The organism is Micromonospora sp. NPDC003816 (genome assembly GCF_042874705.1).
Taxonomy (GTDB): domain Bacteria; phylum Actinomycetota; class Actinomycetes; order Mycobacteriales; family Micromonosporaceae; genus Micromonospora.
Map to the genome: position 1 here is coordinate 1 of NZ_JBIANP010000003.1, position 13,384 is coordinate 13,384.

Consider the following 13,384-nt stretch of genomic DNA (forward strand, 5'->3'; position numbering starts at 1 on the left):
CGTCCGCGCCGCGCTCCGCGTCCGCGCCGCGCTCCGCGTCCGCGCCGCGCTCCGCGTCCGCGCCGCGCTCCGCGTCCGCGCCGCGCTCCGCGTCCGCGCCGCGCTCCGCGTCCGCGCCGCGCTCCGCGTCCGCGCCGCGCTCCGCGTCCGCGCCGCGCTCCGCGTCCGCGCCGCGCTCCGCGTCCCGTGCAAGATCGCGCTCGATCCAGGATCGAGTGGTCTCGTCGCGCTCGCGAAGCCACTCGATCCTGGATCGAGCACGATCTTGGCTGGTCAGCGCGTCGGATGCGGCAGGTCGGGGCGCCCTTACGACGACGCCGACCTGCCCGGCCAGCGGTGGGCGGCGGATCGGCCCGATGAGGGTCGGTGCGCACCGTGGTCGGGTGCGGCGCGCGCGGCGGCGGTCGGGTCTGGCGCGGTGAGAGCGGTGCGTGCGGCGGTGGGGTGCGGCGCGGCGAGTGTGAGTGCGTGCGGCGGTCGGGTGCGGCGTACCGGGTGGTGGTGCGTACGGCGGTAGGGTCGCGGGACGCCGAATGGGGGTGGGGAGATGCTGCCGCAGCTGACGGTGCCGCCGGGTACGGAGGCGGAGCGGGTGATCACGACGGTGCTGTCCGACCTGCGGTCCGGCGAGCACCGGGGCGTGGTGGTCGACTCTCCACCCGGGGCGGGCAAGTCCACGCTGGTGGTGCGGGCCGCCGTCGAGCTGGCCGGCACCGGTGAGCCGTTGATGATCATCGCGCAGACCAACGAGCAGGTCGACGACCTGATCGACCGGCTCGCCCGGAAGGCACCCGAGCTGCGGATCGGTCGGCTCTCCGCCGGGGACTACCGGCCGTCGGAACGGGTGGGCTCGCACGACCAGGTCCGGGTCGCCGCGAAGGTCACCGACCTCGCCGCCTCGGCCGTGGTCATCGGTACGGCCGCCAAGTGGGCCACGGTCGCCGAGGGCTCGTGGCCCTGGGCGATCGTGGACGAGGCGTACCAGATGCGCTCGGACGCGTTGCTGCGCGTGGCCGGCAGGTTCGAACGGGCGCTGTTCGTCGGCGATCCCGGTCAGCTCGACCCGTTCTCCACGGTGGAGACCGGCCGGTGGGCGGGTTTGACCTGGGATCCGATGCAGTCGGCGGTGGCTGTGCTGCTGCGGCACAACCCGCAGTTGCCGGTGCACCGGCTGCCGGTGTCGTGGCGGCTGCCCGCCTCGGCCGCCCCGGTCGTGTCGCGGGCGTTCTACCCCTTCACCGAGTTCCGTGCCGGCACGGTCTCCACCCAGCGGGCGCTGCACTTCACCGAGACGGGGCCGGGGGACGCCCTCGACCGGGCGGTGGAACTGGCCGCCACCGACGGATGGGCGCTCTACGAACTGCCGGCCCGGCACACCCTGCGGACCGACGCCGAAGCCGCCGCCGCGTGCGCCGCGCTCGCCATCCGGGTGCTGCGGCGTGGGGCGGTCGCGATCTGCGAGCAGTCGCCCGGCGGCGCGCCGGTGACGGCGGAGCGGATCGCCGTCGGTGCCGCGCACCGTGACCAGGTCGCGGTGATCCGGTCGCTGCTCGGCGAGGAGGGAGCGGGCATCACGGTGGACACCGCCAACCGGCTCCAGGGGCGTGAGTACGACATGACGATCGTGCTGCACCCGCTCTCCGGCCGCCGTGACGCGACCGCCTTCCACCTGGAGTCGGGGCGGCTCTGCGTGCTGGCGTCGCGGCACCGGCAGGCCTGCGTGGTGGTGGCCCGTGCGGGTATCGGCGAGCTGCTGGACGCCCATCCGTCGACCGAGGCCCCGCAGTTGGACGTGCCGGTGAAGTTCCCCGACGGCTGGGAGGCCAACCAGGCTGTCCTCGCCCACCTGGCGGCGCTCGGCCCGGTCGGCCCGGACAGGTGACCCGGCGCGCCCCGGCCCGGTGGCCGCTCGCGCACGCCGTCACCGACGCCCCGTGCACCGACGGTCTGCGCACCGACGCCTCGTGCACCGAGGGCCGGCGCACCGACGTGGGTCAGCCCAGCGTCGTCGCCGATCGGTGCGGGTCTGTCGGTGGTGTCGGATACCGTCGGGTGCCATGAGGGCGCGGCCCAGCGGCGTGATGATCGGACGGGACCATCCCGCCGGTCTGTTGCGCGCCGAGGTCGACCGGGCCGCTGCCAGTCACGGCGGGCTGGTCCTGGTCACCGGCGAGCCGGGGATCGGCAAGACCACCCTGGTGACGTCCGCCGCCGACGAGGCACGCCGGCAGGGTGCGCTGGTGCTCGGTGCGGCCTGCTGGGATTCCGCCAGCGCGCCCGGTTACTGGCCCTGGGTGCAGGTGCTGCGCGGTCTGCGCCGCTCGCCGGAGGACTGGGCGGTGGCCCGCGAGTCGGCCGAGCCGGCGTTGCGGCTGCTGCTCGGTGAGGTGGATCCGACGTCGAGGTCGCACGGTCCGTCGTTGATGACCCCGGTCACGGCCAGTGGCGACGGGCTGCTGCCGACGACGGTCGGGCCCGGTGACGGTGACACGGCCGAGCGGGAGGCGTTCGCGCTCTACGACTCGGTCACCGCCGCCCTGGTCGCGGTCTCCCAGCGTCGGCCGGTGCTGGTGGTCCTGGACGACCTGCACTGGGCAGACGCGGCGTCGGTGCGGCTGCTGCGGTTCGCCGCCCAGCACACCTGGTTCGAGCGGTTGCTGCTGGTCGGCACGTACCGGGACGCGGAGGTGGAGGCGGAGGACCATCCGCTGCGACCGCTGCTGATGTCGCTGGTGGCCAAGAGCACCCCGATCACTCTCACCGGCCTGTCCCGGGACGAGGTCGGCGCGTTGATGACCCGCACCGCCGGCCGGGAACCGGATCCGCACTGCGTCGACGACGTGCACCGGCGCACCGGCGGCAATCCGTTCTTCGTGGAGCAGACCGCCCGGCTGTGGCACTCCGACGGGCAACTGGCCGGCATCCCGCCCGGCGTACGCGAGGTGGTGCGCCGACGGCTCGACCGGTTGCCCGCCGAGGTGGTCGACGTGCTGACCGTCGCCGCGGTCCTCGGGCGGGAGTTCCACGCGGCTGTCCTGGCGGCGAGTGCCGGTCGGCCACCGGCCCGGCTCGACGCCCTGCTGGACGTGGCGGTGGCCGCACGGCTGGTGCTCTCGGGCGGCGACGGCCGGTACACCTTCGCGCACGACCTGGTCCGCGAGACGTTGTACGACGGTCTCGCCGACGGTGAGCGTCGGCTGCGGCACGCCGCCGTCGTCCGCGCCGTCGACGAGCACGCCGCGCTCGCCGAGTGGCTGATCCCGGCCGACCTGGCCCGGCACGCGTGGCTCGCCGACGCGCACCTGGAGGCGTACCGTCGCGCGGAACTGCTGCTCGCCGCCGCGCGGGACGCCGCCTGCCGGTTGGCGTTGGAGGAGTCGGCCGTGCACCTGCGGCGGGCGGCGACGGTGGCGACGGACCCGTCCCAACGCATCAAGATCATGATCGAGTTGGCCGACCGCCTCTTCCACACCGGGGGCCGGGACGAGGCCGACCAGATCCTTGCCGACACCGCCGCCCTGGCGCTGACCACCGACGAGCCGGCCCTTCTGGCCCGGTTCGCCCTCAACGTGCACCGGCACTGCCAGACCAATCCCCGGATCGCCGTCGACGCCGAGGGCCTGGTCCGTGAGGCGTACCGCAGGCTCGTCGGCGAGCCCGCCGACGTGGCCCCGGTCCGCCGGTTGGAAGCCGACCTGATCACCGCCACCGAAGCCCTCGCCCGGCGGGTGCACGACGACGACGCGCTCGCCTTCAGCCTCTGGGCCCGCCACGACGCCACCTGGGGGCCGGGCACCGCCGCCGACCGGGTCGCGCTGACCGCCGAGATCCGGGAGGTGGCCCGGCGGGGTGGCGACCAGGAGACCGAGTTGTGGGCCACCTCGTTGCGGTGGGTGGCGTTGCTCGAACTCGGCGATCCCCGCTACCAGGACGAGCTGACCGCGTTCGTGACGACCGCCCGACAGACCGGCAGACCGCGCCACCAGATGGCGGCGGCCATCGACGGTGGCATCACCAGCGCCTTCCGGGGCGACTTCGCCGAGGCCGACACCTGCTTCTTCGAGCTGGGTGACCTCGACGAGTGGGAGCACGCCGACCACACCTTCCTCGGCCACCACCTGCGCTGGTCGTACCTCATCCTGCGGGGCGAGTTCGACGCGGCGGACGAAATGGTCGACGGGCTGAACGACGGCGAGCACCCGCACCGGGTGCTGCTGCGGGGCATCACCGCCGCCGAACGCGGCGACCACCGCACCGCCACCCGGATCAGTGCCGAACTCGACGCCGCCGGAGTCACGTACACCGGTCCGGTCGCCCCGCTCTGGCTGCGACTGCGCGCGCAGGCCACGGTCGCCGACCCGGGGCGGTGCGCGGAGGCGCGACAGGCGCTGCTGCCGTACCAGGGGCAGTGGCTGGTCTCGTTGTTCGGATGCGACCTCAGCGGCCCGGTGGACCACTGGCTGGGCGTGATCGACGCCGCCGACCGGCGGTGGGACGACGCGGTCACCCGGTTCACCGCCGCCCGCGACGCCGCCGACCGGATGGGTTCCCGGCCGTGGTCCCTCTTCGTCCGGGTGGCGCTCGTGGACGCCCTCCGCGCCCGGGGCCGTCCGGGGGACGCCGCCACCGCCGACGCGATCCGGGTGACGGCCCGGGACGAGGCTCGTGAACTCGACCTGCCGCAGGTGCTCGCCCGGCTCGCCGAGGACACTCCGGGCGGTCGGTCCACACCGGCTCCGACCGGCCCGGTCCCCACGTCACCGGCGTACGAGTTCCGCCGCGAGGGGGCGGTCTGGCGACTCACCTATCAGGGCGCGACCGTGCACCTGCCGGACGCCAAGGGGCTGCACGACCTGCGGCTGCTGTTGGGACGGCCCGGTGTCGACGTGCCCGCCGTCGAGCTGCTCGACCCGGCCGCCGGCCCGGAGCTGGTGGCGGCCCGGCGGATGGGCGGCGACGATCTGCTCGACGAGGAGGCGAGGAACCGCTACCGGCAGCACCTGATCCGCCTCGACGACGAGATCGACCGGGCGGCCGGCCGTGGCGACACGCCGAAGGTGGCCGCGCTGGAAGCCGAGCGTGGTGCGTTGATCGCGCAGTTGCGGTCGGCCGCCGGGCTGGCCGGGCGGACCCGCCGACTGGGTGACGAGGCGGAGCGGGCCCGCAAGACGGTCACGGCCAGGATCAGGGACACGCTGCGCCGTCTCGACGAACGGCATCCGCCGCTGGCGGAGCACCTGCGCGGGACCGTCTCCACCGGTGCCGCCTGCCGCTATCTGCCCGCCGCGCCGGTGTCCTGGCGGTTGTGACCGGCCGGCTCCGGGCAGCACCCTCCTGGTCGGGGGCGCTGCCCGGAGCCGGTCCGGTGGTCGAGGGTCAGCGGCGGTTGTAGCGGTACATGGTGAGGCTGCCGAAGACCACCACGAACAGCACGCTCCAGCCGAGGGTCCACAGCATGGCCGACGTGTCCGACGTACCGGCCATCGCGGCGCGTACCGAGGACACCAGGTGGGTGATCGGGTTGGCCTTGACGAACGCCTGGAGCCAGCCGGGCATGGTGGAGGGGTCGACGAAGACGTTGCTCAGGAAGGTCAGCGGGAACAGCACCATCATGCTGACGCCCATCACCGACTTCTCGCTTCGCATGATCAGCCCGAACAGCGTCCAGACCCAGGAGAACGCGAACGAGAAGACCACCAGCAGGCCGATCCCGGCCAGCACCCCGAGCAGACCGCCGTCGGGACGGAAGCCGAGCACCAGCCCCAGGGTGAGGATCACCGTGGCGGCGAGGACGTAGCGCAGCACGTCCCCGAAGATCATGCCGACCAGGGCGGCGGGCCGCCACACCGGCAGCGTCCGGAACCGGTCGAAGATGCCCTTCTCGATGTCGGTGTTCAGCCCGACGGCGGTGTACATGGTGATCATCACGACGCTGGTCACCATGATGCCCGGCAGGAAGAACTGCAGGTAGTCACGCGGATCGCCGGCGAGCGCACCGCCGAACAGGTACGTGAACATCAGCACCATGATGATCGGGAACATGGTGACGTCGAAGAGCTGCTCCGGTACGTGCTTGATCTTCAGTATGGCGCGCCAGCTGAAGGTCAGTGACGCCGCGAGCGGGCTCGGGCGCGGCGGGCGCGCCGCCGGTGCGAGCACCGTCGCCAACGCCTCCGAGGAGGGTACGAAGACCGACGGTGCCGGGCCGGTCGAGGTGGCGGTGTCGCTGCTCATCGGGCTGCCTCCAGCTCGTCGTCGCGCTCGCCGGCGGTCGGTTCGGCGGGACGGTCGGTCAGGGCCAGGAAGACCTCGTCCAGGCTCGGCTGGCCGAGTGAGAAGTCGTCCACCACGATGCCGGCGCGGGTCAGCTCGCCCAGCCCCCGGGCGGCCTGTGCGCTGGCGTCGAGATCGCTGCCGGCCTCACCGACCCGCGCGGTGATCGCCACCGGGTCGGCGTCCAGTTGCACCGCCACGCCGAGCACGCTCTCCAGCAACCGTTGCGCCTCGGGGCGCTGGTCCGCGTCCCGCAACCGCAGGTGCACGGTGCCGGATCCGACCGAGGACTTGAGTTCGCCCGGGGTGCCCTCCGCGATCACCCGGCCGTGATCGATCACCGCGATCCGTCCGGCCAACTGGTCGGCCTCGTCCAGGTACTGCGTGGTCAGCAGCACCGTCGTGCCGTGTGCCACCACCGCGCGGACGATCTCCCACACCTGGTTGCGGCTGCGTGGGTCGAGCCCGGTCGTGGGCTCGTCGAGGAAGAGCAGATCCGGGGTGCTGAGGATGCTCGCCGCGATGTCGATGCGTCGGCGCATGCCGCCGGAGTACTTCTTGACCTGTCGTCCGGCCGCCTCGGTCAACCCGAACGCGGCCAGCAACTGCGCGGCCCGTTCCCGCGCGGCCGGCTTGCGCAGGCCGAGCAGCCGGCCCAGCAGGACCAGGTTCTCGGTGCCGGTCAGGTCCTCGTCCACCGAGGCGTACTGGCCGGTCAGGCTGACCCGGGCGCGGACCTCTTCGGCCTCGGTGACCACGTCGTGCCCGAAGACACGGGCCCGACCACCGTCCGGACGCAGCAACGTCGCCAGGATCCGTACCGCGGTGGTCTTCCCGGCGCCGTTCGGCCCGAGTACCCCGTACACGGCACCTGCGGGCACCTGGAGGTCGAGTCCGGCGAGCGCCCGCGTCTCACCGAACGACCGGGTCAGGCCCTCGGCCTCGATGGCGAGGCCGGTGGTGCGTCTGTTCATGATCTCGGTGTTTCCTTCCGTTCGTCCCGTCGCCGTCCGCCTGCTACAACGACGTCGTCGTGATGGAGGCGCGAGACGACGGACAGCCGCCGCTAGATCGGATCTAGCGGCGGCCGTGGTGCGCCGGTTCGCCGGGGGTGGGGGCCCACCGCCCGGGGGATCAGGCCGGAATGTAGTCGAAGGTGTCCGGGTGGGCACCCTGCCGACCGGCCTCGCCCCGGCCCAGCAGCGTGATCCGTTCCATGGTGGCGTCGTCGAGCGTGAAGTCGAAGATGCCGATGTTCTCCTCGATCCGCTTCGGGGTGGTCGACTTGGGGAAGATCACGTCGCCCCGCTGTACGTGCCAGCGCAGCACCACCTGGGCCGGTGTCCGGCCGACCTGCTCGGCGATGTCGGCGATGGTCGGGTCACCGAGCACCGCGCCCTGGGCGATCGGCGACCACGCCTGGGTGACGATGCCGTTCCTGGCGCCGTACTCGCGTACCTCGTCGTTCGGGAAGTACGGGTGCGCCTCGATCTGGTTGACCGCCGGCACCACCTCGGTCTCGGCGGCCAGCCGCTCCAGGTGCGGCACCTGGAAGTTGGAGACGCCGATCGACTTCGCCCGGCCGTCGGCGCGGAACTCCTCCAGCACCTTCCAGGTGGAGACGAAGTCGCCGTCGTAGCGGGTCGGCAGCGGCCAGTGGATGAGGAAGAGGTCGACGTAGTCGGTCCGCAGCGCGTCGAGCGTCGCCTGGAACGCGGTGCGGGCGTCGTCGGGGCGGTGGCAGGCGTTGCTCAGCTTGCTCGTGATGAAGACGTCCTCCCGGGCCACCCCGGCCGTGCGTACGCCCTGGCCGACCTCGGCCTCGTTGCCGTACATCTCGGCGGTGTCGACGTGCCGGTAGCCGACGTCCAGCGCGGTGCGTACCGCCTCGGTGGTGTCCTTCGGGGCGATCTGGAACACCCCGAAGCCCAGTTGCGGGATCGGGTTGCCGTCGTTGAGGGGAATGTCCGGAATCGTGCTCGTCATGGGGGTCGACATACCCGCTGACCGGCCCCTTCTCACGCACTCGTGGCGGCCGTCAGAGGCGGCGCAGGGCGGTGGAGTCCAGGCGGTAGCCGATGGTGGCGTCCACGATCCGCTCGACCAGTTCCGCCTTGCGCAGCCCACCGAGACCGCGTAGCCCGACCTGCGCGGCCAGCTCCCGCAGCTCACGTGTCGACCGCTCCGACAGGTACGCCGTACCGTCGGCGCGGCTGGTCATGGCCGCCAGCCGGGCGGCCACCGGCGCCGGGTCGGCGGCCTCCGTCGCCCTCACGCCGGTTGCAGGTGGTCGAGGAACTCGGTGGCGAGCTGGCGCAGCTCCGCGCGGACGGCGGGCACGGTGACCCGGTCGCGCAGCACCACCGGCACCCCGCGCGGGGTGTTCGTGGCGTAGAGGGTGACGTTCTCCCGCAGCGCCGTCGGGAAGACCGGCAGCCCCAGGTTGCGGACCTGGTCCATGTAGCCCTGGTGGGTGGCGATCGGCCGCTGCGCGAGCAACTGGATCATCGTGAAGACCACGCCGGCCACGCCGGGGGCGACCTTCTGGTGTCGGCGTACGGTGGCGAACCGTCGGGCGTCGGCGTTGTACTGCTCGACCAGCTCCCGCACGTTGCCGTGCAGGTAGTCGATGCCGAGGGTGGACAGGTAGTCGGCCTTGGCCGGGATCACCAGATGGTCGCTGGCGATGATGGCGGACTGGGTGACCACGTTGAAGTTCGGCGGACAGTCGATCAACACCATGTCGTACGGCTCCAGCCCGTCGGCGAGCAGCCCCTCGGCGAGCGAGCCGCGGACCCGGAACAGCTCGGCGTCGTACTCCTCGCCACCGGCGACGCTGCGGGCCAGTGCCAGGTCGATGTCGACGAGTTGCAGATGCGAGGCGATCAGGTCGAGTCGGCCCGCTCCGGAGAGCCGGGTGTTCGCCGGACCGGGGGAGACCACCAGGTCACCGAGAGTGATGGCGGTGTCGCCCTCGCGCAGGCCGTCGTACCACCGCTTGATGGTCCGGGAGTCGCGTAACCGCTCCCGCCAGTCGTCCGGATCGTAGAAGCCGAAGGTCAGGCTGGCCTGCGGGTCGAGGTCGATGAGCAGCACCTTCATGCCTCGGTTGGCCAGTTCGGCCCCGAGGTTGGCGGTCACGGTGGTCTTGCCGACCCCACCCTTGTAGTTGATAACGGACACCACGTACATCGACGTACCTCCCCAGACCTGGGAACGGTAGTCGGCCACCCTGGGTGAATTCGATCATCCGCGCGACTTTTCCGTGTAGCACGTAACTACGTATGTTCGTATTATTGAGTCATGGCGGATGTGGAGGAGCGGCTGGCGGCGCTGGAAGCGCAGGTCGCGGCACTTGTCGAGCGGCTCGGTGTGACGACCGGGCCGGTCACCCCGGAGGCCCCGGCGGAGGGCGTCTTCTGGGCCCTCGACGGGCTCAAGCAGCGCCTGCCCGCCGAGAGCGCGGGCGCCGTGCTCTACACCGGCACCGTCCGGGTCGCCGGGAGGTCCTACGACTGGCAGTACGGCCGAGAGGTGGACGACCTGCTGGCCGGCGACTGGGCCGAGCTGCCCGGCATCCTCTCCGCCCTGGGCCACCCGGTGCGGCTGCGCCTGCTGCGGGAGATCCTCACCGGCCGGCAGGGCACCGCCGAGCTGGCCGACATCGAGGAGCTCGGCACCACCGGCCAGCTGCACCACCACCTGCGCCAGCTCACCGCGGCGGGCTGGTTGCACAGCACCGGGCGCGGCCGGTACGCCGTCCCCGCCGAACGGGTGGTGCCGCTGCTGGCCATCCTCACCGCCGCCCGCCGTTGACCACCCCGACCGACCCCGACCCCGACCGTTGACCACCCCGACCGGTGGGTAGATCACCGGCCACCCCGCACGGAAGGACCACCCCTATGCGTAAGCCGACCGCCGTCGCGCTGGTCGTCGGGATCGTCGCGGGCCTCGCCGGCCTCGCCGCCCATCCCCGGGAACCCCGGCTGACCGCCTCGACCACCGGTGACGCCGACGTCGCCGCATCGGCCCGCGCCGCCGTGGCCGACCCGGACGGATATCGCGGCCTCGCCGTCGCGCTGATCGACGACGGCCGGGTCCGCACCGCCGGCCTCGGCGACCGTGACCGGCACGGCGCGCCGGTCGAATCCGGCACCCCGTTCGAGATCGGCTCGGTGACGAAGGTGCTCACCGGCATGCTGCTGGCCCGGCAGGCCGAGACCGGGGCGGTGCGGCCCGAGGACACCCTCGGCACCGTCTGGCCGGCGGTCGAGGGCCCGGTGCGCGAGGTCACCCTCACCGAGCTGGCCAGCCACCGGTCCGGCCTGCCCCGGATCGACCTCGGGTCGGTGGGCGCCTGGGTCCGGGTGCTCCAGGCCAACGTCGCCGCCGGCAACCCGTACGCCGGACTGGACGTCGACCGGGTGCGGGACACCGCCGACGCGCACGCGCCCGGCGACGACCGGGGTCGGGTCGGCTACTCGAACCTCGGTTCGGCGGTGCTCGGGCAGGCCCTCGCCGCCGACGCCGGACTCGCCTTCCCCGAGCTGCTCGACCGGGAGCTGCTGACTCCGCTCGGCATGACCGCGACCGTCCACGCCACCGATTCCGGTGCCCTGCCGGACGAGCGCGCGCAGGGCGCCCGTGGCAACGGACGCGTCGCGGACCCGTGGACCGGCAGCGGGTACGCCCCCGCCGGCATCGGCTACTGGTCCACCGTCGAGGACCTGGCCCGACTGGTCACCGCCACCACCGCCGGCACCGCACCCGGCGCCGACGCCCGTGACCCGCGCTTCGACGACGACGACCGCACCCGCATCGGGTACGGCTGGTTCACCACCCGCTACGACGACCAGGAGATCACCTGGCACAACGGCGGCACCGGCGGCTTCCGCTCGTACGTCGGCTTCGACCGGGCCACCGGGCGCGGGGTGGTGGTGCTCGGCAACACCGACAAGGCAGTGGAGCCGATCGGGCTGCGGCTGCTCGGCGTACCGCCGGACCAGGCCGGCGAGCCCGCACCGGCACTGCCGGTCTGGGCCGGTGCGGGCATCGCCCTGGTGTTCACCGTCATCGGCGGGCTGTCGCTGCTCGGCGTCGCGTACCGCCCGACGCTGGACCGGTTGACCGTGCTCTCCTCCGGGGCCTGGGCGGTGGCCTACCCCGCGCTGGGGCGTCAGCTCGGCGACTGGTCGGCGGTGCCCGGCTGGCTCTGGGCGGTCGGTCCGGCGCTGAGTGCCGCCGGGCTGGCGCTGGTCGCGCACCGCTGGCGTGATCTGCCGACGAACCGGGCCGCCGTGCCGTGGCGGCGGGTCGTGGTGACGGTCGCCTCGCTGGTCGGGGCGGTGGTGGCAGTGGTCGTCGTGCTCGGCTGAGCATGGCCGGCGGTCGATGCGCAGCTCGGCGGTGTTCGGTCGCGCCGCTTCGAGCTTGATCAAAGCTGTTAAAGTCCGCCCAGTCCAGGCCGGCTGGGGAGGCGAGGATGGCACTGTCGTTCCGGGATGCGTTGTCGCAGATGCTCAAGGCGCGGTTCCCGATCCTGTACATCGAGTCCGCCGAGGAACAGCGCGCGGTCGCCGAGGTCGCGGCTGTGGCCCACGACGCCGTGCTGGTGCGTACCCCGCGTGCGGTGTGGACCTGGTCGCTGACCACCGGTCTGGTGCAGCCGGACGGCGTCTGGCGGACCGGCACCACCGAGCCGGCCGACGCCCTGGACGCCGTACTGCGGATCGACCAGCCGAGTGTGGTGATTTTCAAGGATCTGCACACCTCGCACGGCGACGGCGAGCGGCCCGGTAACGCCGGGGTGGTCCGCCGGCTGCGGGACGTGGCGGCGGCGTTCAAGTCCGGCGCGATGCCGCGCACCCTGATCCTGGTCTCGCCGGTGCTGCGCATCCCGGTCGAGTTGGAGAAGGACGTCACGATCGTCGACTTCCCGCTGCCCAGCGAGACGGAGATCCGGCAGGTGCTGGAGGCGATCATCCACGCCAACTCCGCCGACGGCCGGATCCAGATAGCCCTCGACGAGTTGGGGCGCGAGCGGTTCGCCAAGGCCGCCCTCGGGCTGACCCTGCACGAGGCGGAGAACGCCTTCGCCCGGGCGATGGTCAACGACGGCGTGCTGGACGGTCGCGACCTCGACGTGGTGCACGAGGAGAAGCGACAGACCGTCCGCAAGTCCGGGCTGCTGGAGTTCGTCGAGGCGGACGTGAACCTCGCCGACGTCGGCGGTCTGGAGAACCTCAAGCGGTGGCTGGCCAAGCGGGACGGCTCCTGGCTGGCCGAGGCGGCGGCGTACGGCCTGCCCGCACCCCGGGGCGTCCTGATCACCGGCGTGCCCGGGTGCGGTAAGTCGTTGACCGCGAAGGCGATCGCGGCGGCCTGGGAGCTGCCGTTGCTGCGGCTGGACGTGGGCCGGGTCTTCGCCGGGCTGGTGGGCAGCAGCGAGCAGAACATGCGCACCGCCATCCGCACCGCCGAGGCGACCGCACCCTGCGTGCTCTGGGTGGACGAGATCGAGAAGGGCTTCGCCGGGGGTGGCGGCGACTCCGGCACCTCCACCCGGGTCTTCGGGTCCTTCCTCACCTGGATGCAGGAGAAGAACCGACCCGTCTTCGTCATCGCCACCGCCAACGACATCGAGAAACTGCCGCCGGAGCTGCTCCGCAAGGGACGCTTCGACGAGATCTTCTTCGTCGACCTGCCGACCCGGGCCGAACGGGCCGCCATCTGGCGGGTCCACCTCGCCCGGCGGCTGCGTAACCCGGCCGTGGCCGGTGGGCTCGCGCTCGACGAGACGCTGCTCGCCGAGCTTGCCGATCTCAGCGAGGGCTACTCCGGCGCCGAGATCGAGCAGGCGGTCATCGCCGGGCTCTTCGACGCGTTCGGCGAACGCCGTCCGCTGCGCCGCGACGACCTGGCCCAGGCGGTGGTCGGCATGGTTCCGCTCAGCGTCACCCAGGCCGAACGGATCGACGCCATCCGCGCCTGGGCCGACGCCCGCGCGGTGGCGGCCACCGCCGCCGAGGACTGGGACAGCGGCGCGTCCGTCGACCGGAGTGCCCGGCACGCCACGCCGACCCAACGTGGTGGACGGGCGGTCGAGTTCTGA

At 72.8% G+C, this 13,384-nt stretch carries 10 protein-coding genes; 5 read left to right on the forward strand and 5 right to left on the reverse strand.

Annotated elements, in window-relative coordinates:
* The first annotated feature begins 547 nt into the window (after positions 1–547).
* Both ACFYTT_RS10870 and ACFYTT_RS10875 read left to right on the forward strand, forming a co-directional pair.
* Positions 548–1,882 carry an AAA domain-containing protein gene (locus ACFYTT_RS10870; RefSeq protein ID WP_131054712.1) on the forward strand — a complete coding sequence of 445 codons (1,335 nt, stop codon included), beginning with the start codon at positions 548–550 and terminating at the stop codon, positions 1,880–1,882.
* A 175-nt stretch (positions 1,883–2,057) separates the two neighbouring features.
* On the forward strand, positions 2,058–5,309 hold the full coding sequence (locus tag ACFYTT_RS10875; RefSeq protein ID WP_387258693.1) for an ATP-binding protein: 3,252 nt from the start codon (positions 2,058–2,060) through the stop codon (positions 5,307–5,309).
* A gap of 67 nt (positions 5,310–5,376) precedes the next feature.
* Here ACFYTT_RS10875 and ACFYTT_RS10880 read toward each other — a convergent pair whose 3' ends face one another.
* The 5 genes from ACFYTT_RS10880 to ACFYTT_RS10900 all read right to left on the reverse strand — a co-directional run bounded on the left by ACFYTT_RS10880 (position 5,377) and on the right by ACFYTT_RS10900 (position 9,504).
* A complete protein-coding gene (locus ACFYTT_RS10880) occupies positions 5,377–6,234 on the reverse strand; it encodes an ABC transporter permease (protein WP_176092824.1) in 858 nt (285 codons plus the stop codon).
* Positions 6,231–7,247, reverse strand: coding sequence for an ATP-binding cassette domain-containing protein (locus ACFYTT_RS10885; protein ID WP_176092825.1), 1,017 nt, complete (start codon positions 7,245–7,247; stop codon positions 6,231–6,233). The genes ACFYTT_RS10880 and ACFYTT_RS10885 overlap by 4 nt, the downstream gene beginning before the upstream one ends.
* A gap of 160 nt (positions 7,248–7,407) precedes the next feature.
* Positions 7,408–8,259, reverse strand: coding sequence for an aldo/keto reductase (locus tag ACFYTT_RS10890; protein ID WP_131054708.1), 852 nt, complete (start codon positions 8,257–8,259; stop codon positions 7,408–7,410).
* A 52-nt stretch (positions 8,260–8,311) separates the two neighbouring features.
* Positions 8,312–8,548: a Rho termination factor N-terminal domain-containing protein gene (locus tag ACFYTT_RS10895; RefSeq protein ID WP_387258695.1), complete on the reverse strand. Its 237-nt coding sequence runs from the start codon at positions 8,546–8,548 to the stop codon at positions 8,312–8,314.
* On the reverse strand, positions 8,545–9,504 hold the full coding sequence (locus tag ACFYTT_RS10900) for a ParA family protein (protein ID WP_387258697.1): 960 nt from the start codon (positions 9,502–9,504) through the stop codon (positions 8,545–8,547). Before ACFYTT_RS10900 ends, ACFYTT_RS10895 begins: the two co-directional genes overlap by 4 nt.
* Before the next feature lie 72 nt (positions 9,505–9,576).
* Between ACFYTT_RS10900 and ACFYTT_RS10905 the strand changes: the two genes are divergently transcribed.
* From ACFYTT_RS10905 to ACFYTT_RS10915, 3 genes are all read left to right on the forward strand, one after another.
* On the forward strand, positions 9,577–10,089 hold the full coding sequence (locus ACFYTT_RS10905) for a helix-turn-helix domain-containing protein (protein ID WP_357218566.1): 513 nt from the start codon (positions 9,577–9,579) through the stop codon (positions 10,087–10,089).
* Positions 10,090–10,175: 86 nt separating this feature from the next.
* Complete coding sequence (locus ACFYTT_RS10910) at positions 10,176–11,648, forward strand: serine hydrolase (protein WP_176092830.1); 1,473 nt, start codon at positions 10,176–10,178, stop codon at positions 11,646–11,648.
* A 107-nt stretch (positions 11,649–11,755) separates the two neighbouring features.
* Complete coding sequence (locus tag ACFYTT_RS10915; protein ID WP_131054251.1) at positions 11,756–13,384, forward strand: AAA family ATPase; 1,629 nt, start codon at positions 11,756–11,758, stop codon at positions 13,382–13,384.